13 protein-coding genes and 1 pseudogene are annotated in these 21994 nt (G+C 32.1%); 6 read left to right on the forward strand and 8 right to left on the reverse strand.

The features are described 5' to 3' along the window. Positions 1 to 581 precede the first annotated feature (581 nt). The 4 genes from DET63_RS08940 (at position 582) to DET63_RS08955 (ending at position 6190) form a co-directional block, all read left to right on the forward strand. Positions 582 to 1625: a Fic family protein gene (locus tag DET63_RS08940; RefSeq protein WP_016091364.1), complete on the forward strand. Its 1044-nt coding sequence runs from the start codon at positions 582 to 584 to the stop codon at positions 1623 to 1625. 842 nt (positions 1626 to 2467) lie between these two features. Further along, positions 2468 to 3976, forward strand: a complete 1509-nt coding sequence (locus DET63_RS08945; protein WP_113936478.1) for a spore germination protein — start codon at positions 2468 to 2470, stop codon at positions 3974 to 3976. Then, complete coding sequence (locus tag DET63_RS08950) at positions 3963 to 5066, forward strand: GerAB/ArcD/ProY family transporter (RefSeq protein WP_002085467.1); 1104 nt, start codon at positions 3963 to 3965, stop codon at positions 5064 to 5066. The genes DET63_RS08945 and DET63_RS08950 overlap by 14 nt, the downstream gene beginning before the upstream one ends. Continuing rightward, positions 5063 to 6190 (forward strand): Ger(x)C family spore germination protein, encoded by a 1128-nt coding sequence (locus tag DET63_RS08955; RefSeq protein WP_113936479.1) that lies wholly within the window; start codon positions 5063 to 5065, stop codon positions 6188 to 6190. Before DET63_RS08950 ends, DET63_RS08955 begins: the two co-directional genes overlap by 4 nt. 426 nt (positions 6191 to 6616) lie before the next feature. Here the strand turns inward: DET63_RS08955 and DET63_RS08960 are convergent, their stop codons facing one another. Then, a complete protein-coding gene (locus tag DET63_RS08960) occupies positions 6617 to 8053 on the reverse strand; it encodes an MBL fold metallo-hydrolase (RefSeq protein WP_113936480.1) in 1437 nt (478 codons plus the stop codon). A gap of 66 nt (positions 8054 to 8119) precedes the next feature. Then, complete coding sequence (locus tag DET63_RS08965; protein ID WP_113936481.1) at positions 8120 to 9319, reverse strand: NAD(P)/FAD-dependent oxidoreductase; 1200 nt, start codon at positions 9317 to 9319, stop codon at positions 8120 to 8122. Positions 9320 to 9842: 523 nt separating this feature from the next. On the opposite strand from DET63_RS08965, the gene DET63_RS08970 reads away from it, so the two are divergent. Then, positions 9843 to 10097 carry a DUF5065 family protein gene (locus tag DET63_RS08970; RefSeq protein ID WP_078177185.1) on the forward strand — a complete coding sequence of 85 codons (255 nt, stop codon included), beginning with the start codon at positions 9843 to 9845 and terminating at the stop codon, positions 10095 to 10097. 681 nt (positions 10098 to 10778) lie between these two features. Here DET63_RS08970 and DET63_RS08975 read toward each other — a convergent pair. The 4 genes from DET63_RS08975 to hblC all read right to left on the reverse strand — a co-directional run bounded on the left by DET63_RS08975 (position 10779) and on the right by hblC (position 17676). Then, positions 10779 to 13388 (reverse strand): putative mucin/carbohydrate-binding domain-containing protein, encoded by a 2610-nt coding sequence (locus DET63_RS08975; protein ID WP_113936482.1) that lies wholly within the window; start codon positions 13386 to 13388, stop codon positions 10779 to 10781. Positions 13389 to 13899: 511 nt separating this feature from the next. Continuing rightward, positions 13900 to 15033 (reverse strand): hemolysin BL binding component B, encoded by a 1134-nt coding sequence (gene hblA / locus DET63_RS08980; protein WP_113936483.1) that lies wholly within the window; start codon positions 15031 to 15033, stop codon positions 13900 to 13902. A 31-nt stretch (positions 15034 to 15064) separates the two neighbouring features. Further along, positions 15065 to 16291: a hemolysin BL lytic component L1 gene (gene hblD, locus DET63_RS08985; protein WP_002136363.1), complete on the reverse strand. Its 1227-nt coding sequence runs from the start codon at positions 16289 to 16291 to the stop codon at positions 15065 to 15067. A 65-nt stretch (positions 16292 to 16356) separates the two neighbouring features. Then, complete coding sequence (gene hblC, locus DET63_RS08990) at positions 16357 to 17676, reverse strand: hemolysin BL lytic component L2 (protein WP_142675676.1); 1320 nt, start codon at positions 17674 to 17676, stop codon at positions 16357 to 16359. A 603-nt stretch (positions 17677 to 18279) separates the two neighbouring features. Here hblC and DET63_RS30580 point away from each other — a divergent pair. Beyond that, positions 18280 to 18369, forward strand: a pseudogene (locus tag DET63_RS30580) (undecaprenyl-diphosphatase); the annotation flags it as partial. A gap of 7 nt (positions 18370 to 18376) precedes the next feature. Here DET63_RS30580 and bla read toward each other — a convergent pair. Both bla and DET63_RS09005 read right to left on the reverse strand, forming a co-directional pair. Continuing rightward, a complete protein-coding gene (bla, locus tag DET63_RS09000) occupies positions 18377 to 19303 on the reverse strand; it encodes a class A beta-lactamase Bla1 (RefSeq protein WP_395922005.1) in 927 nt (308 codons plus the stop codon). A 392-nt stretch (positions 19304 to 19695) separates the two neighbouring features. Further along, positions 19696 to 21831 carry a peptidoglycan D,D-transpeptidase FtsI family protein gene (locus DET63_RS09005; protein WP_113936484.1) on the reverse strand — a complete coding sequence of 712 codons (2136 nt, stop codon included), beginning with the start codon at positions 21829 to 21831 and terminating at the stop codon, positions 19696 to 19698. Between the last annotated feature and the right edge of the window lie 163 nt (positions 21832 to 21994).

Consider the following 21994-nt stretch of genomic DNA (forward strand, 5'->3'; position numbering starts at 1 on the left):
ATCTAACTCTTTTATTACTCGTAAAAATCATTTGATAATTCCTTCAATATTAATTTATGAAATACAGAGACCATCTAAAGCAACAATTTTCTTACATTAGATTGTTTTTCTATCTATTTTATTTTGTCGAAAAAAGTCGATATTTTCATATTTTTTTCATTTAATTATTGTACATTTGCACATTTAATGTTAGGATTATGCCTATTCAAATTAGATCCTATTGATTCCTCTTTAAGATTTCTTTATTTTATTTTTGAAAATTAGTTACTTTCTAGTAAATTCCCAGCAATAATACAGCAAACTACACTAATAATAATTCTAAAATTATATTTTCATCTCGTAAATTCATAAAAAGGAATTTAAGTCAAACTATCTTTTCTATCTGTGTATATTCATTCTTTATTCAAACATGATTAATCATAAGTTCTAACTCGTTAATCAAATTTAAATAACAATTTTGATTCTAAAATAAGTTCAAAATCAAAATAAATATATTGTTATTTCAAAATAATGTTGTAAACTATCTTTAGAATGGAAAGATTTATGTAACAGCATGTTAAGGGGTTACAGGGGGAATAAAAATGAGAAATTTTTTCGATGACAGGTATAAAAATATTGAATTAAAAAGGAGACTATTAAATATAATTAGTGAAATTAGTGAATTAAAAGGAAAATTAGCTGCTTATCAGGAACAAAATCCTGATATATTTACTAGCTTAGAAAAAACCATACCACTTCATTACATAAAAAACTTTACTACTACCTATGAAGATATAAAAGTCCCTAATAAAAGATTAAAAGAACTTATTTTAGATGATATAGTACCTCAAAATATTTCGGAAGATGCTATCTTTTGTTTTTATCAAACACTTACTTTTGTACATAAGAATTCCTGTGATTTATTAATCAATCCAGAGACTATACAGGAATTACATTTTCAATTAATACATTACATTACCTCTGACAGTGCCAAATGGCGCGAAAAACCGTTTACTATTCCAGGTATTCCTGAAAACGGAATGCACTTAAATAGTTACCGCATTCTTCCACATGAGCTTATTCCACAAGTAATGGAACAATTATGTGATCAATATAACTCATTAAATTCTAGTAAGGGCCATCATTCACTTTTATTAATAGCTCGTTTTATATTTAATTTTTATTGCATAGTCCCTTTTAATCAGGGTAACGGCAGATTGGCACTTATGTTAATGCAATTGCTATTAATTAAGAGTGGAAATACATTTGTAAAATATGTATGTCTGGATAAATACATTAAGAAAAATGAATCTGAATATTACAATTCGATTTATAAATCTTCGGTAAATTGGTACTGTGAGGAACATAATAGTAGCTTTTGGTTAAAAACCTTTTTAACTATTATATTAGAGGCGTACAAAGATCTTCATAATACAGTTCTAGATTCTATATGTAAGCATACTAAAGTGGAGAGAATTCAGGATTTTATCCTTAAACAAAAACAACCCTTTACTAAGGAGTGTATTCGTAACACATATCCAGACATAGCAGAGAGTACAATCAGTAAGGCTTTAAATTCCTTGCAATTGTTTGGCCATATTAAGCTAGTGACAAAAGGAAGAAATGCTAGTTGGATTAAAGTTTAACTATACTTGTAAAACACTTACAGTTCAAAAAAGAAAATTATAACTTTATCATTTAAATTCATGCCTTTGGACTCTTATTCATTGAATTTCACTTTAATATATTAAGCTATTATTACTAATTTAGTTATTTCTAATTCCTACAAAACGTTTTATAGGAATATTTGTCGAAAAAAGTCGCATTTTAATATTTTTTCTTTATTTTCTGGTTGTAAACGTTTCATTTTCGTGTTACCATCTTAATCAAACAATAGATGGTAATAAAAATGAAAATATTTCTTTCCCTTAGAAACATATAAACGTACGGTCATATCAAGAAAATAAGGCCAAAGAAATATTTGATACCTATCCAAATTGCCAATAGGAATTTTGCCGCATTAACTTTCTGTTATTTCAGAATAAAACTTCACATTTTGTCCCTAAACAAAATTTGTTAGCGTGCAAAATTCAAATACACTAAAACACCCAAATAAATGAAATGTCCTTTTTTATTGAGCATTGAGGTATGAAAAAATAATTCTTCCTAAAAATTCAGCTGAGTAACATAAAGACATCTAAATTACTACCTTTATCGCCATCTATTGTTGACAACATATTTACCAACTATTAAAAAGAACCTATCAAGGGTTCTTTTTTATTATAATCATTCAAATTTCACTTCTATCTTGATACTTAGATTTCTACACAAATTACATCTACTTTTTTACTCTCAATTATTGAATTTATAATATAGTACTTCAATTTTAGTTATTCTTGATCTCAATTCGTTTAAATTAGTGAATAAAATTCAAACATATAAAAATAATAACTACAACTAATCGTTATATATTAAAGAGGTGTCAATTTTGTCCTTAAATGAAAAGACCCTAGAAACAAAGACAGATAAAGCCATTGAAAAAATCCAAACAAGTAACTTAAAAGAACTTAAAAATACATTAGATAACATCTTTGATATTAGTGCAGATTTGATTGAACATCCTTTGCAATTAAAAACAAACACGAATATTTTACTATATTATTTTGAAGGCCTTACAGATGGTGTTGCATTAAAAGGAAATGTTGTTACACCATTATTACAAGAAGTAAATGAAGACAGTCAAATATTTAATTCTAATATTATTGCTACTCATACCAAAATAGTATATACGTGGAATGAAATTAAAGAAGGATTACTTGAGGGACAATGTGTACTGTTTATGGAAGGAGAAAAGAGGTCCCTTCTAATAAATACAAAAGGCTGGGCAGAAAGAGCGATTCAAGAACCCATTTCAGAAGTTACTATTAAAGGCTCACATGATGGGTTTATTGAGAATGCCACAAAAAACATAGGCTTAATTCGTCGATATATTCCTTCTACTGAATTGAAAATTAAAAAAATGACAATTGGAGAACGTGCCACTTCTTTAGTCTATTTAATTTACTTAGGGGATGTAGCAAACGAAGATGTGGTCCAAGAAATAGAAACTAGAATCTGTAAAATTAAAACGGATGCGGTATTGAGCATTGGAGAACTATCTAATTTTACAAAGGATCAAAATTGGACTCCTTTTCCACAGGCTTATTTAAGTGAACGCCCAGATGCCATTTCTAATCATATACTTGATGGAAAAGTAGCAGTGTTAATTGATAGATCTCCTGGTGCGATGATTGTCCCAATGAATTTAATTGGATTTTTTCAGACTCCAGATGATTATAATATACATTGGCTCATTGCATCATTTTTTCGCTTATTACGATTTGCAGGATTTATTATAGCTATTTTTTTACCCGCAATTTATATTGCTATAGTCTCTTTTCACTTTGAAATCATTCCTTTAGATCTATACACTTCTATTGCAACGTCAAGAGTTAAAGTCCCTTTCTCTCCTTTATTGGAAGCTTTTATAATGGAAATCACACTAGAAATGCTACGTGAAGCTGGTATTCGCTTACCACAACCAATTGGACAAACAATTGGAATTGTTGGAGGGATTGTAATTGGGCAGGCGGCTGTTCAAGCTGGGCTTGTAAGTAACGTTATGGTTATTATCGTATCTATTACCGCCATTGCATCATTTATTGTTTCTAATTATGATTTATCAAGTTGTATTCGGCTTATTCGTTTTCCAATGATGTTATTGGCCTATTTTTATGGGATTGTAGGTATTGTTAGTGGATTAATGCTCTTATTTGCTCATTTTGTTTCATTAACTTCCTATGGTTCACCATATGGATTGCCAATTGCACCATTTCGTCTCCAAGAGTTAAAAGATTCTTTTGTAAGATTTCCTATTTCCATGATCACGACCCGCTCGAGTACAGGACAGCCGAAACAAAAAAAGAAAAAAGAAGGTGGTTCGCATGGGGAATCTTAAATTTCAAAACATAACTTTATTTGAATTTATTGTTTTCATCCATTCACTGCAACTTGCATCAGGTATGTTAATTATGCCAAGCCCACTTGCTACTACCGCTGGCACAGATGGCTGGATTTCTATCATTCTGGGATGGATGGTTACTTCTATAATTGGCGTATTTATTGTATTAATGTTACAAAAAAGTCCTAGCAAAAATTTCTCACAGATTTTAAAAACATACTTTGGTAAATGGCTAGGAACAATTTTTCTTCTTTTATATGCCTTTTATCTATTTTTTGCTGGTTTTAATACTTTATTAAAGGCAACTGACATTATAAAAGTGTGGATATTCCCTTCCACTCCTGCTTATCAAATCGCCATATTATTACTATTGCCTTTTATTATTTTATCATTGAGTGGGATAAGGGCTCTTACTAGTTATTCTATGCTTGTTTTCTTCTTCACTGCTTGGATGCCACTATTTCTTCTGTTTTCATTAAAGAGTAACTACAATCCTTTACACCTACTACCTATTTTTAAAGATGGCATATCCCCTATTGTAAAGGCAACAAAAGAAACAATTACCCCTTATGCTGGCTTAGAAATTGCATATTTTATTTATCCGTTCTTACAAAAAAAACAAAAAGCCATAAAAGGAATACTAATAGCGAATACTGGAACCATGTTTTTCTATCTATATGTGACTATTCTTTCTTATATATACTTTAGTCCGGAGGGGATAAAAGACGTAATTTGGCCAGTATTTCATTTGTTAAAAGGGGTTCGTTTTTCATTCATAGAACGATTAGAAATTATATATATCGCTTACTATTTGATTGTATTTTCTACTACAATATATCCGTATTTATTTTTCAGTTTTGAATCTGTGACCATTTCACTTCAAAAAAATGCTCGCAATTGGGTGCTCGTTAGTTTTATGTTTTTAATAGTCGGCTTATTTATTTTTCTAAATCCCGACGTGGATCAATATTTGTTTATATATTCTCTTATGGATATCTTAAATATCATTTTTTTTATTCTATTACCAATCTTTTTTTTCGCATACAGCATTCTTTTCACTTGGTTAACTAGGAGGAAACAACTTTGATTCGAAAATGGATATGGATTGTAACTTGTTGTGTATGTTTAATCGGTTGTAGTCAAAAAATCCCTCTTGAACAGGTTTCATTAATCCTGTTAATCGCCTTAGATAGAACTTCTAATGGAGACATAAAAGTGGGCACAAGCATACCACTCTTTCATCATAAACAGCAAAGAAGTACTATAGAGCAATGGGCGCGGGCATCCACTGTATATAATGGATTCAGTAAAATAGATACGAAGTTAACGGGCTATATGACAGCCTCAAAAGCTGAAATCATTTTAATTGGGAAAAAATTGGCCCAAGAAGCAAATTGGATGCAGGAGCTTGATTCTTCTTACCGTGATCCTTACGCTACCATTAATGCTAAAGTAGTACTTGTTGATGGACCTGTAGAAGAAATTTTCACAATTAATAAGCCCGATAAACCATCACTACCATCTTACATAAGTAGTGTAATCGAATCCTCCATTCAAAATAATCAATCCGTTTCTTCCACGATTCAACAATTAATGAGAGAAAAAAATGAAGAAGGAGTGACACAAGCTGTTCCAGTTATAAAAAAAACAAAGAATGAAATCGACACGGTAGGAATTGCACTTTTAGATCGACAAGGTAAATATTTAAGCCGTATCCCTAAAAAAAATGTTAAGTTCTTCAATCTTTTAAATAAGCCCAAAAATAAAGGCCGGATGATACTACACCTTGCGCTTCCACCTAAAAAATACAGCCAAAAACCAAACACTTCTATATTAATACAGAATGCGACTAGGAAAATAGATGTTAATTTTCAAAAAGGAAAGTTTGTATTTAATTTCGATATAAACGCTAATGTAGCTGTAATAGAAAAAACTAACGCACATTTAATTAAGGAGCATTATGATAATAAAAAAAACATACATAATTTAGAAAATGAGGTTCAAAAAGAAATTAATAAGAAATTACAAAATATGTTGTATGAATTACAAAAGAATAAAATTGATCCTATCGGATTATCGTTATATGCTAGAGCTTTTCAATATAAAGAGTGGAAAAAAGTAAAAGGAAATTGGTTGCGAGCGTTAACAGAGGCTAAAATAAATGTAAAGACACACGTCAAAATAAAAGATACAGGGACCATTAGAAATTAGATTAGCCTATTCTTTTATTTGACAGCATTTCTCAGTCGAATTTCCCTTCCTCAATAATTATGATATAAAAGACGCTAATTCAAAGAAAAATCTTTCGGTTAAATGCTAACCAATAGATTTTTCTTTTTTCTCTAACCAGTTCTTTTAAAAGGGCAACAATTTAACTACGGTAATCAAGTACAAGTTTCTAATTTAAGGGGTTTCGGCTTTTTGAGTTCGTTCGAATATCTTAGTTTTAGTTTTATGTACTTTGATAGAATAGATACACATCAGCATATTGTGCTTAATTTTATCGTTTAATGCGGCTTTAATAAATCATTTTTAGTTTATATATCCCATACTGATAGCAATTGAATTTTATTATTTATCCCCTTAGATTATTTCAAATGATTCTATTTTCTTTCCATTTGACTCTTTTGATATATTTCAAATTTCTTGATTACATGTTGTATAGGGGAGCCCTTCTTTTTTCCACTTAAGAAATCCTCCCTTTAAATTAACTACTTTCTTTATATCAGCTTTTTGTAAAATGCTAGCTGCTATAGCGGAACGTAACCCCGTTCGACATTGTAAAACTATTGGACAATTTTTCGGTACATCATCTAGCCGTTCAAGTAGATTGCCTAAAGTGATATGTATTGCATCATGAAGATGTCCTTCATCCCACTCTTTTTTACTACGCACATCGATAACCTTTACACTTCCATCTTTTATTAACGGATATAATTCATTTGATGTTTTTTCCTTATAAATCTCTAAACTATGGAATCTTTGAATTACCTTTGAAGGTGCAAAAGCAATAATATTATCTAAGCCAATGGACTCAAAGTCTCTAATAACTTCCTCCACTTTAACATTTTCCGCATCCAAAATTATTAAAGTTTCTTTTTTATAATCTAATATCCCCCCACACCAAGTTGTGAAAGAATTGTTATAAGGTATGTTAATTGACTTCTCGATGTGGCCAGCAGCAAAACACTCTACATCCCTTATATCAACTATTTGCTGAACACCCCTCATCACTTCTTGAAGTTCTTCTATTATATAAATAGCAGTAATCTCTCTCTTCTTACGAGTTGGTGGACCATACTTATTTAAATGCTTCATTAATGGAAAATACTTTGGAGGCTCTGGCTGTCCCGTCAATAAATTCGATATAAAATTATCTTCATCATTACATTGAAACGCCCAATTAAACATCTTTTCATAACCTAATGTGGAAGTTGGAATTGCTCCTAATGCTTTTCCACATGCACTTCCTGCACCATGTGATGGCCATATTTGCAAATAATCGGGGAGTATTTTTATTTTTTGTATAGAATCAAATAATTGTTTCGCTCCTATTTTTGCGGTATCTTTAATACCAACAGCAATTTCTAATAAATCGGGTCTACCTATATCTCCTACAAATATAAAATCACCTGTGAATATTCCTATCGGTTTATCATTCATATAATTATTTTGACTTGTATCGGTTACTAAAAAGGAAATACTTTCAGGCGTATGCCCTGGGGTATGAATGACATTGAATTTTATATGACCAACCTTAAACTCTGTTCCCTCTCTAACCAAATTGTATCGGCCCTCATTAAGATTTTGATATTTCCAATCACTATCTCCTTCATCTGATACATATAAATTTGCATTAAAAAGAAGGGAAAGTTCTCTAGACCCAGATAGAAAATCTGCATGAATATGAGTCTCAGCCGCAGCAATTACTTCCATTCCCTCTTTCTTAGCAAATTCTATATATTGTTCTATATAGCGGCTGGGATCAATAACAATTGCTACGCCTTCCTTCTGACAACCAACTAAATAGGAAGCATGAGCTAATTTTTCATCATAAAAATATTTTAAAAGCATAGCTATTCCCTCCAAATGCTTATTTCAAATTACTTCTCGGTTGTTACAACAACTCTCTATCTTTCCTTATAGAATCCCTTTCAACATTAAATTCCAATACATATAGGGCAACATATACCTTTTAAGTAAAAACATACTATACCGTTCTTTCGCTTGATTAAACGGAAACGTTTCTTGAGGCTCATGCTCATAGTTAAATTCAGCGAGTATAAGACTTTTATATCCTGTAACAATCGGACAGGATGTATACCCATCATAATTAGCCTGCAAGTCTCTTCCATTAAGTACGTCCAAAATATTTTGTTTTAAGACAGGTATTTGTTTTCGAATTGCCGCTCCAGTTTTAGATGTAGGTAAATTGGTACAATCTCCAAGTCCAAAAATATTCTTATATTTTACATGCTGCAAAGTATAAGGACTTATATCTACCCACCCCTGATGATCACTTATCTCACTTTCTTTAATAAAGTTAGGTGGCCCCATTGGTGGAACAACATGTATCATACTATATGGTACTGTTTCTCGTTTCAGTGTTTGCGTATCTTCAAAAATTGCTTCTCTCTTTTCAGCGATAATTTCTACTAAGTTTTTATTATAGTTCGTTATAATTTGCTTTCTTTCTATTACTTGTTCTAATGTTTCAGCATAACGCGGTACCTGAAATATGTTAGCGTTCGCAGAATAAAACATTACTTCACTTCTGTTTTTCAAACCGCCATTACAAAAATACTCTTCTGCTAAATACATAATTTTTTGTGGGGCGCCACCACATTTAATAGGAGTATTGGGGTGGGTAAAAATCGCATTTCCTCCTTTGAATTTTTCAATTTCTCTCCAAGTAGAATCAACATATTTATAAGAATAATTGCTACAAATCCCATTAGTCCCAATAGACTCCTTTAAGCCTTTAATACCACCCCAATTTATTTGTATACCGGCTGCTACAATAAGAATCTCATATTCAAGTAGCATTCCATCATCTAAAAGTATCTTATTTTGATCTGGAAACAACTTAACAACACTTTTAGGAATCCACGTTGCTCCTTTTGGAATAAGTGATTCTTGATCACGCATCGTACATTCCTTTGAAACAATTCCTCCCCCAACTAAACTCCATAGTGGTTGGAAGTAATGTTTTTTAGATGAATCGATAATAGCTATACTTTCTTTCAATAGGGATACATTTCGTAACAAATGTGCAGTAGAAGATAGTCCTGCAGTCCCAGCACCAATCACAATAATTTTATAATTATCTCTGGTCTTCATTATCCTCTTCCTATCTGAATTTAATTTTTAAGTTAACTAATTATTAGCCTTATTTCATCGTAGTAACAATATTATAAGATTAAAATACTATTATTTTATCTTATTAAAACGAATATTCCGTTAACTTTATCCGTCGACATTACTATATGCGTAAATCCCTTATGTTACTTCTTTAATTTGTTTCAAACTCTACAAACTTTACATTTCTCAATATTAGCCTGTATCCTATCTCACTTTAATGACATTACACTTCTATAGATAATGAAATGCAAGTTTCTTTGGTATGGTTTGTCCATCCTCCTTTTCAGGAGATAGACAAAAACAATCTTATTCCAATAGCTATATTACCTATTCTTTTTTGAATCTTTGTTATAAATATCTATACATGCATTTGAGAACGTCTTTGTTGTTTTTCCAGTCCCTCAATAATGTGAGAATTGCTATTACCATATTTCCCGTAGCCTTTGATTTATAGGGAGCTGAAAATAGTACATACCAACCCGACTGGAATATTGAACACCTCATAACAGGAGATACTTTCTACTTAACTCAACGTTTTGGTAGAGCGCATTTTGGTGCCAAAATGAAGATTTTCAAGGTTCACCCTGACGGTACTTTACAACGCTTTATTACAATTGAACCAGAATTTATTACTACGCCTAAAGGGTTAGAAATTTGGAGAACACCAATTACAAATGTATATACTAAAGGGACATATATTGCAGTAATTAAGTATAACGGAGAATTTACCTACTCAAATCATTTTCAAATTAATTAACTCTTTCCTACTCAGTAGCTAGAATTGATTAATTAGGTAGCTATGAAGAATTAAGATCTTAACCAGCTTCAATTGGATTTTAACTTTTTTAATATAAACACATTTTACTTTTAATAGAAATAAGTTAACTATTATATCCACCTACTCTTCGTATGCAATATTGCATACGAAGGGCCTTAAATATTTTGGTATACTATGCATGTGGATTTTTCATCCAAAATTCCACTCAAACGCATATTTATGTATATGCCGACCCTAATTGCTAAAAGTGAGAAGAATGTTATTCATTCTTCTCACTTTTTTTATTTAAAATGTGTGCTTGAACTTAGGTCTTTAGATATTTTACATTTTGAATCTTAATACTAATCCACGTATGTGAATTTCCTTATAAAAATAAACTCCAAAATAGAATTAATCTTCCAAATTCCACCTATGGAGTCAGTTGTTTTCTAAAAAACATTCCAGCGTTTTTATCAATTGATTTTAGAATAGTTAAATAACAATACCATATACAAGCTCTGCATAAATTATTCATTTTCTTTTATATAATACCTACCTTTTTACTTCTGATAAATCATTAAACATTGGATTATATTTCACTTTTATATAAATAAAAGCCAAATAGCCGTTCATAATGAACGACTATTTGGCATCTTACTAATAATTTGAAGTTTATTCATATTAATCTATTTTGCTTAATCCCGTAGAAGTAACTTGATAGGTTCTTTTCTTACCTATATATTCCTGTTTACTATTCTCAAGGTTAATAAGTGTAGCCCGTGTCTTTTCCTTTACTGCTTCCCCTTCTATATGGGTAAACTCGATATAATCTCCCACTTTGACTGGCACAGTTTGTCTTTCAGCAGTTTGCTGTCTATTTCCCACTATTTCCTTATTGTACACAACACTACCGGATGAATTCTGTACTTTGATACTTGCATACGTATTATTAAAATAAGAATGTGGTACGCCTGCTTCTAAATTTACCTGCATTTTCTCTGTAGCCCTATTATAATCTACTTTTGCGATTTCTCTATCACTATATCCTTTTAAAGACCAACCAAATTGATTTCCGTCTAAAACCGTTGCTTCTGGCATCTTTTCTACTTTCTTCAGACCTTCTTTTGTAACTTCGTACATTGCTTTTTTTCCAAAGCTCTCTTGTTTACTGTTGTCTACATTTGTGAAAGTAGCTCTATGCACACCTTCTAGATGTGTTAACTCAATATAATCGCCTACTTTGACTGGAACTTTTTGCGATTCAGCATTTTGTTGTTTGTTTCCATAGATGTCTTTATTGTATACTACTTTTCCTGATGCATTTTGTACTTTAATACTCGCATATGTTTCATTAAAATAATGATGCGGTACACCTGCTTTTAAGTCCACTTGCATTTCTTCTGCCGACTTATTGAAATTGATTTTAGCAAACTCGAAATCACTAATTCCTTTTAGTGACCAGCCAAATTGATTTCCATCTAAAATTGTTGCTTCTGGCATTTTTTCTACTTTCTTCAAGCCTTCTTTTGTGACTTCATACATTGCTTTTTTTCCAAAGCTTTCTTGTTTACTGTTGTCTACATTTGTGAAAGTAGCTCTATGCACACCTTCTAGATGTGTTAACTCAATATAATCGCCTACTTTGACTGGAACTTTTTGCGATTCAGCATTTTGTTGCTTGTTTCCATAAATGTCTTTATTGTATACTACTTTTCCTGATGCATTTTGTACTTTAATACTCGCATACGTTTCATTAAAATAATGATGTGGTATGCCTGCTTTTAAGTCAATTTGCATTTTTTCTGTCGACTTATTGAAATTGATTTTAGCAAATTCGAAATCACTAATCCCTTTTAGTGACCATGCAAATTGGCTTCCTTCTAAAATATTATTTTCATTAGGCACATCTGGTTTAATTGGATTAGAATCCGTACCCTTCCAAATCTCTGCTGTTAAAATTGGATATCCTAATGCAGCCACTTTTTGAATGGTATCGTTATTTGGACGTAATCCCCACTTCTCAAAGAAAGGTATCAAATTTTGTTTGGCTATTTTTGATGCCGAAATCATAAATAATTGTTTTTTATTTTCATCAGTTTGTGGAAGTTCACTTGAAGACATGTCTCTATACAATTGATGCAATTTAGGATAGAAGTCCTCTCCATATGCTAACTGTAGTTGCCAAAGCATAACAAGCTTAACAAAAACATCACTAACTTCGTCATAATTTTTATTAGGTTGTTCTAAGTATTGAAATGCCTTAGTATAAGCACCCTCCTGTTGCAATCTAAAAGATTGATTAGATGTAAATACTTTTTCTACAGAAAGGCTGTAAATATTATTTTGTACTTCTGTCATATTATAAAACTTCCAAGGTGATTGCTGTCTCAAATGCCCTGCCTCATGCCAAGGACCCCAGCCATCTTTTATAAATTTATTAATATCTAACACGTATTGGATTGCATCTCCTACATATGCGGTTCGATAAGAAGTTGCATACATATAATAATCGGGAGAATGATTTTCTTCTACGTAATGAATATAATGTTTATCTACTTGTTCCTCGGATAAACCAGCTACTTTGTCTTGAATTCGAGTAGCTTCATCCATCTTTTTTAAGAGTTGTACAGGATCTGTATTAGAACCTAACAAATATTTCTTAACACGTGCAGGGCTGGCCGTAATTAATACACGTTCTCCTTTTAACTCCACTGCATGTGCATTGGGATATTGGTCCAGCATGTTTATTAAATCTTGTTTCGTATGCTTTCCTAGTTCAAAAAAAGGAGTAGTCGTTCCACCTGTTGTGACTGTTGTTCGAATGGTACCACCTTGTTGTTTATTATAAAAATAAATCATCCCCCCATTTGGAGATTGGATTGTGTTTATACCAGGTTTTAATGTAAATGATTTTATTTTAGAATCTTCTCTCCAAGAAGCATCATACGAATACGTTCCAATGTATGCTTGAATATTTTGATTTCCTTCTACATTAATCGTTATTTGTTCATTTGGCTTTGCATATAAACCAGTGGGTTCATATGGACTAAATGCCATACTTTTTCTTTCCTGTTGTTTTAGTACCTCAACATCCCCTTTTCCTGGGACTGTATATGTTCTATTTTCTAATTTAACTGACTTTTCTTCTTGCAGTGATGTTGATAATTTTTTTTGCTGCTGCATTTCCTCTGCAAAGACATCCGGTGAAGAAATCATTCCAGTCGCAAGCATAGTTACTGTAGCAGTAGCTGCAAGTATTTTTCTAGTTTTATATTTTGAATTATTCCCCATATTATCTCCCTCATTTTTCCTTAGTGCATGTAAGGATTATTATTTTATTTATTATGTTTTTACACCGAAAATCATTTACGCTATTTATGTTGTATCTAATACTCTATTTTTTCTCATAATAATCTCCTTTTCTTTATTTCTAATTGTTTATAAATGTTATTTGATGACACATAAAATAACAACTTTGCGATAAACTCATCAATAACAACCTATTATGTTTTGATTTAGTATTGTTAACTTCCATCTAATTGTATAAAAGTATTCAATTAGGAAAATAAGAATATAAAGCTCACTAATCATAGATTATGTTTTGCAGAAAAATTCATAAAAATCATTCACCTTAAAAATTCAAACTTGTATAACTACTTTCTACATATAGGATGGAATTATAAAAATATTTCAATAAAATAAAAGACAGAGGCCTGATTATACCTCCGTCTTTTCAATTTATAAAGAACAAAAAATCATTTTATAGCTGTATAAATGCCCTTGCAACAAATACCGTATTCCGCTATTTTTTTGAAGAAACAGGATCCATTTTTAATGTTTTTATCCCTTCTTTTAATGTAAACGCATCCGCGCTCAATGTTTTCCAACTATCTTTCGCTGCATTCAAATTAGGTTTTAGGAATTTGAATTTATTTTGATCCGCTTTTTGGGACGCTTTGTCAATATGACTAAGTACTCCTGAATATTGAGAATCTAAATCATGCCATTGTGCAGACATATAAGTAAGAGCATTAATAGCCGACCCAATTGCATTGTGCATTTCATTAATGTTATTATACGCAACACCGACTACACGATTTAATGTTACTTTATAATCTATAGTCTGACGTAATTGTGCTAACAACGGCTCTAACGTACCTAAATTATTTCTTGCTACCCCTATCATTACACCACCAGCAATCCACGTAGGAATTGAGGGAATTGATACAGTTATTATTCCATCTGATTCTACTTGTTTAAAATGTCTTACTTGCTCTAAAACTTCATTTAGGCGCTTTTCATCTTCATCAATTCCAGATGCTTGGTTTTTCAGAATCGAATGCAAAATATCTTTATGACCTGCAAATGCTCGGACATCTTCTCCAATACTATCTCTTAACTTAGCTAATTCTTGTATTAAATTCTGTGTATACGCTTGGTTTTGTTGAATCTCTTCTTGTAAATCTGTAATTCCTTCTTTTAATGTATCTCCATCTCCTTCATCAATGGCTTCTACTAGTGTATCGTAATAATTGTCAAACTTGGTATCATACTCCACAATACCCGTCAACGTATCTAAAAGTTGTCTTTTTATGTGCGTATCCCATTTAGTAGCATGCTCTCTTGCATTCTTTTGATCTTGTAGAATTTGACTAGGTAGATTTGTATATCCTTTAATGTCAATTCCTTCAAAGTTAACATCTGGGTTTTTAATTAACAAATAAGAGTAATCATTCATGGATTTTGCAAATACCCCAGCATCTTGCAAAGCTTTTTTCATCTTTTCGCTGTTTACAGAAAGAGATATATCTTCGGTACTAGTTTGTTCCATTTTACTTTCACTTGCGAAGGCTGCCACTGGAGAAACTACAGTAGTTGTTGTCAGAGTTAAAAACGTCGATACAGCAAGTAGTTTATAAGGAAAGTTTTTATTCATTTTAATTCCTCCTATACATATATATTGATTTTTAATTTGTTTTTTCTTGTTTAAAAGCAATGTCTTTTGAAATGAATTCTGCATCCTTATGAATATCATTCCAACTTTGTTTAGCAGCTTTTAAATCATCAGGTATTAAAGAAAGTTTATGTTCTTGCATTTGGTCGATATTATCATATAAATCTTTATAATTCGCTCCCATCGTATTCCATTGTTGCTGAATATTCGTTAGAGACATGATTGCTTGATCCACTGTCTGATACAAATATGTCAATGTGTCTTTTGTATTAGTAAGTGAAATAACTGCTTGGTTAGCAAGATCGGCTTTCATACTTAATTCTCCAATTTTATTAGAAATTTCGTTATAGGAGTTCATATGATTAGATGCCGCAACACCAGCTGCTGTTCCTAAACCGATACCAGCTGCCCCTAGAGCTGTTAGACCACCAACAACAGCTGGTGTCGCTGTGCCACCGGTCACAACAATTACTACCGCTCCTGCAATCGTTCCAATAACTAAAATAGCTGCTCCTAATCCACCACCAATTGACCAGGCTAATACATTATCAAAATGTGCTTTCTGCGTAGAACGTAAATTCTCAATTTCGGCCTGAAGTTGTGGGACTAGTGCTTGTTTTCCCGCTAATATAGCAGTTAATCCCCCTTGTCCATCTGGACCTCCAACATTATTTTTAAAATCTACAGTATTTGTATACAACTTTGTTTTGAAAGCTTCTAACATCTTAATAACTTCCGTAACTTCATTTGAATTTGTATGAATTGTACCGATTAAATCCCCTATTCCTTCTTTGAGGCCCGCCTTATCTTTCTTTTTTACAGTATCTACTAGTGTGTCGTAATAATTTTGAAATTGTTCATCATAATTTACAATATTACGTGCTGTCTTTTGAATGTTTGGCTTCGCTGTATCTAGCCAGTAATTTGCATTGATTCGTGACAGTTCCTGATTCAGGTGAATGTTTTTGATTAATTCTCCCCCTCCTGAACCTAAATCAATGTTGGATAAATTTACATTCGGTTGCTTAATCATTGTTTTTGCGTACAAATCCATTACAAGAATATGAGAGCCTGTTTCAGCCAACACTTTCTTTAATCCTTCAGGTCCTAACGTATAATTTTCTATTTTCTGTTCTTGTGCTGTCTGTTCTTGTGCAAGTGCGTGAATAGTACTACCATTCGTAGCAGTTATAACCGTTGCTAAAGCGGCCAAAGTTATGACCTTAAATGGAAATTTCATTTTTTGATTCTCCTCCTTATTTTCAGTTGCGTTATAATTTTTTCATTAAACCTTATTTCTTAATATTAAAATTTATTAACTTGTTCTTCGAGCTGATTTGTTACATTTTTTAGTCGTCTTAATGTATCTTTTTGAGACTGAGTGTTATTAGTATCAACTTCAGTCAATAATTTTGTAATACTATTATTTATTAGATTCAAATCCTCTTTATAACGTTTCATTAGCTCAATTTCTCCATCTACTTGATTAGCAAATGTATGCAAATCATTTTGCATGAAAAGAATCATTGATTTTTGTAAATCTGCTACTGTTAATTTAGTTGTTAAGTCATATAATTTTTGATTTTGTTTCTCTAGATCATCTAAATGCGCTCGTTGCTCTGCTGTTAGTTTATTAATTTCGGCAAAGGTACTATATGTTTTTTTAATTTTTTCAGGATCAATTACTTTCATAAGATCATACTCTTTCGTTTTTGTAACTGCAGCTGCAGCAATTTCACCTTTTTTACTTTTCTCTATCGCTTCACGTACTTCTTTTTTGGCAGCTTCAATTTCTATAGCTGATTTTCCTTTTTCTGTTGCTTCTTGCTCTGCTTTCTTCTCTGCTTCTACAATAGCATTGTTTATTTCTTTTCCTTTGCTATACGCTACTACCGCTGTTTGAGCAGCCGGTTCAATGATATCTTTTGATAGGCTATAAATTTCTTGGAATACCTTTAGCCCTTGTTCATTTAAAGCTCCTGGTAATAATGCTATTTGCTCTAAATCATTTTGAATTGATTTTTTTGTATTTAGCATTTCATTTTTTAACTTGTCTATTTTTCCTGTTCCCTCTGAACTAAGTACACTCTGTGCTTTTACCACATCTGTATCAAGATTTTTCAGTTTCTTATCTACCTGTAGTTTAAGATCTGTTAACTCATTAATCTGACGTTGCACGTTTTCTTGGTTTGTTATAGTCATATCTTGAAGAACTTCCAGTCTATTTATAAACCCTTCTTTATCTTCCTTATTATCTACAAATCCTTTTAATGTTGGATAATAGCTATTAAATTTGGTTGCAAATCCTTTACTTTTTGAATTTAGTAGAATTAATTTTGGATATAGTTCTGATGACCACTCTTTCATATCTTGTTTAATTAGAAATTGAGTTGTATTTAAAGATGGAACTTCTTCAAGTTGCACATTCGGACTTGCTAAAGCTCCATCGATAAAGGTTTGTGTTAACTTGGAGTGTGCACCTATTTTTCGTAATGCTGAGGAAATATCTACATTATCTTGTTTTGTTTCTGCCTGAACGATTGGCGTTGCGAGAGTATTGATAGGAATAGTCGCTCCAGTAACGATTGATGTTATTAAAAATCCTGTCATAATTTTATTCTTCATTCCGTACACCTCTTCACTATTGTTTTTTACAGTTTTAATCGTAAATGTTGTACAACCTAACGTTAGGATTTCTTCACATATACTTGAGGATAGAGATTTTTTCAAAAAAGTAATTACATCTCGTTTTTTATTTATTTTTGATAGAATATAAGGACCTTACTTCCCCCTCATTTTAAACACTATGTTTTTCATAAGTAAACCAGAAAATCGCTTTGATTAAATTTGATTTTTCAGATATTTATTATTCAAATTATAAAATATTATATTTAAAAAAGTTAAATCCAAATTTCATTTCATAAAGTGAAATAATTATACTATGATAATTAATCATAAAAATCCTTTTATTCCCCAAATCCTATATGAATCCCTCACCCAAAAATGATTTTAATATAATTTAATAGTGATTGACGCATATGTGTCTTTTATATGGATATGTAAAATTACATATCCATATAGGAGTAACTAGCATACATACGCCAAAATATTATTATCGTATATATAATAATCATGTTACTACGAACACCACAGGAGAAAACTCCCCTCATGCACTTTAGAGGATAAATTATCCATGAAATAATAATTTTTGCTTATATACTTACTATTATTATAGGAATACAAAAAAGCGATTCTTTTCACAGTAAAAAGAATCGCCTTCTAGGTTCCTATTTTCAATTACATTACATAAAGAATTGAGAAATTATCATTTAAGAGCCTTAACTATCACTTCAGTTGCCTCTGCAATTAGTTGATTATCATAGGCAGCCTCTTTTTCATCTTTACTAGATAAAATTGCGATGATAATGGGTGCTCTATTTGGCGGCCAAACGATAGCAATATCATTGCGTGTCCCATAACTTCCAGCTCCTGATTTATCTCCAACTACCCAGTCAGTTGGTACGCCTGCACGAATAAGTTTGTCTCCTGTAGCATTTCCTTTCATCCACTCTGTAAGAATTTTACGTTTATCAGCTGGAAGTGCATTTCCGACCGTAAAAGCTTTAAGATTCGTAGCAATGGCTTTCGCTGTACTAGTGTCACGGATGTCTCCTGGAGTAGCTTCGTTCAACTCTGGCTCAAAGCGATCAGCCATAGTAACCCGATCGCCCATCTGTCTAAGTGCTTTTTCATATCCTTTAGGTCCGCCTATTTTATTAAATAAAATGTTCCCGGCGGTATTATCACTGGAACGAACAGCCGCCTCTGCAATTTCCCCAAGTTTCATGCCTGTATCTACATGTTTCTCTGTAATGGGTGAATATTCCACCAAGTCGTCTTTCGTATAAGTGATAACTTCATTTAATTTCTCAGTTGAGTTTTGCTGTAGCAATACTCCTGCCGCTAATGCCTTGTAGGTTGATGCAAAAGAAAATCTTTCGTTAGGTCGATAAGCGATTGTTCGATTTGTACCAGTATCAATAGCATACACACCTAATCGAGCATCAAATTTTTTCTCAAGTTGAAAGAATTCTTTATACGTCGCATGATTTTTATGTTTAACTGGTCCGGTCTTTTCTTTCGCTTCAACTTGCAATGCCCCTCCTGTAAAAGCTTCTAGACTTGTAAGACTTAAACCTAATATACCAACGCATATACCTATTTTTAGCATCCTCTTGTTTTTCAAAATCATCATTCCTTTCAAATTTTCAATACTGAAAACAAGTAGTAAATTCAATACACTGTATCCTATTTGAACACCTGTTTTTATACGTACACATAATAGACCATCTAAAAAACAAGTTTGTTCCATAAAGTGAAACTTTAATCAGCCCTCACCAATCGGGCTTTTACGGGCAGTTGATCTCCCGCCTAACTTCTTTGCTCCAGCTGAATTTTGAGGTGGGAGTTTTACTACCCGGCAAATAGCGGGATAAATTTAAAACCTTTTTAACTAGTAGCCAAGGTATTAACAAAAGTAAGAGATAGCAACTATCTCTTATTTCAAATCTTACTTTTTCTTTAACTTATAAAGGCTTTTATATAAACAGGGTCTCTTCCCCTGAGAAAAGTGCACAAATTTTACTAATTTTGATTCGAACTATCTGTACTAGCAGCTTCACCATGTATACGTTGCTTTTTTAAATCAAAGTATACATCTAAAATTTCCTTTCCAATTATAGAATTAATTCCATTTTTATCATCATGAAGCCATGGGACTACTACAGAAAATGCTACTTCTGGATTATCATATGGAGCATATCCAACTAATGTTAAGTTGTAACATTCCATACGTTCTCCTTTTGCATTTCTACCAATTGGATCATCTCCACCATATACAGTTTGAGCTGTCCCTGTCTTTCCTGCTGGTTTATATGGCGCATTTTTGAAATACTTCACGCCAGTTCCATCACCTTCTTGGAATACCCATCTAAAGCCTTCTTTTATCCGATCAATATGTTCTTTCTTCATATCAACTCGATTTAATACGACAGGCTCTATAGAGCGTATAACTTTACCGACCTCTTCTTCTTTTATTGATTGCTCTCGTATTTCTTGTACAATTTGGGGTTGCATTCTATATCCACCATTTGCAATAGTTGAAATATATTGTGCCAATTGCAATGGCGTATACGTATCATACTGACCGATAGAAAAATCTAGTAAAAACCCAGGTTGACTATCTACTTTTCTCGTTTGCCCAATTATTTCATTCGGTAAATCAATACCTGTTGGTACCCCTAAACCAAATTGTTTAAAATAATAACGCATTTTATCAAATGCTTCTTGTTTAATATCCAATGAACCATTCGGTACGTAATTAACTCCCGCAATTTTTAAAGCTGTCTGGAACATGTATACATTCGAAGATACTTGTAAAGCTCGTAAATCATTAATATTACCAAATCCGGATACATTCCATGATTTCTTGGCTTGTGTACCTTTAAATTTCATCGGTGCATCATAAAATTGATCTCCTGGCTGTATTGCCCCTGTCTCATATCCAGTTAATAACGTTGCGCCTTTTACAGCTGATCCTAGCTCATACGAAGTTGTCATGTTACCTAATGCCAAATCCTCAATCTCTATTTTCCCTTCTTTTTCTACAATCTTTTTGCCTGCCATAGATAAAATCTGTCCGTTATTCGGATTTGTCATGACGACAAACGCTCGGTCCAACAATGGCTCTGAACTCTTAAAAGCTCTCAAATTTTTCTCTATACTTTCTTCCACTTTCTTTTGTAATTCCATATCAATCGTTAATGTTAAGCTACTACCACTTTTTCCTTTAGAGATTATTTCTGTGTTTATAATGTTTCCTGATTTATCAGTAATGTTTTTCACTTCTTCTTTTGTGCCGTGTAATACATCTTCATATCGTTGTTCAATATAACTTTTTCCTACACGATCATTACGGTTATATCCACGTATCAAATAAGAATCTAAGTTTTCTTTCGGTAATCCTTCTTCACTACTTGTAATATTACCTAACACGGAACGAAATAAATTACCATTTACATAATTACGTTCCCAATCAACTGTTGTATCTACTCCTGGAAACTCCGCAAGGTTTTCACTTATCCGCGCATATTCTTGATCTGTCACATCTTTTTTAATAATTTGTGGTGTCAGTTGATAACCTGAACTCATTTTACTTTTAATAGCTAACACCTTTAAATCTTGTGCTGTTAATTCTGCCAATTCTATTTCTGTGACGCGACTTCGTCTTAAGTCTTGAATTTTTTTGTCTAGTTCTTTTCCCTCTATTCCCTTTTCTTTAAACTTTCCTATGTCTTTTTTAGTAATCTTTGATTCCGCACGTTTCGTATTCAATTGCATCCAGAAATCTTTTTTATCGATATCGGTTAATTTATTTATATCTTGCTCAGGCATTTCAAGTACTTTCGCCAAGTCTTTTGCTGTTTTTAAAATATCTTCACTCGTAATCCCCTTCACCCTTGTATACGTAATTGTGCGAAGAGATTTATTATTAACGACCGTTTTCCCTTCTCGATCTAGAATCTGTCCACGTGGAACTGGTATACTAGTTGTTTCATTTTGACTGTTTTCCACTTGGTTCTTATAAGCCTCTCCCTCAACGATTTGTACTTTTCCTAGCTGCATAATAATAGCTGAGAATAGTACAAATATGCAAAGGAACATTATATTCAATCGAATAGATATATATGTCTTCTGTTTCTTTACTTTTTGTTCTTTCATAAATCCTCCATATAATTCTTCAGGAAATCCTCACTAATACTTAGTAAATAAATATACTAAAAGCGTTCCCTATATATTAGAAACCACTATTCAGTTATAATAGTGTCTTATCTTTTTTGTTAAATCCTTGTAAGCATCCATTCCTTTTGGTTTAGCCGTGTAA

Origin of the sequence: Bacillus sp. DB-2 (assembly GCF_003315125.1) — a bacterium.
GTDB classification, from domain to species: Bacteria; Bacillota; Bacilli; order Bacillales; family Bacillaceae_G; genus Bacillus_A; species Bacillus_A mycoides.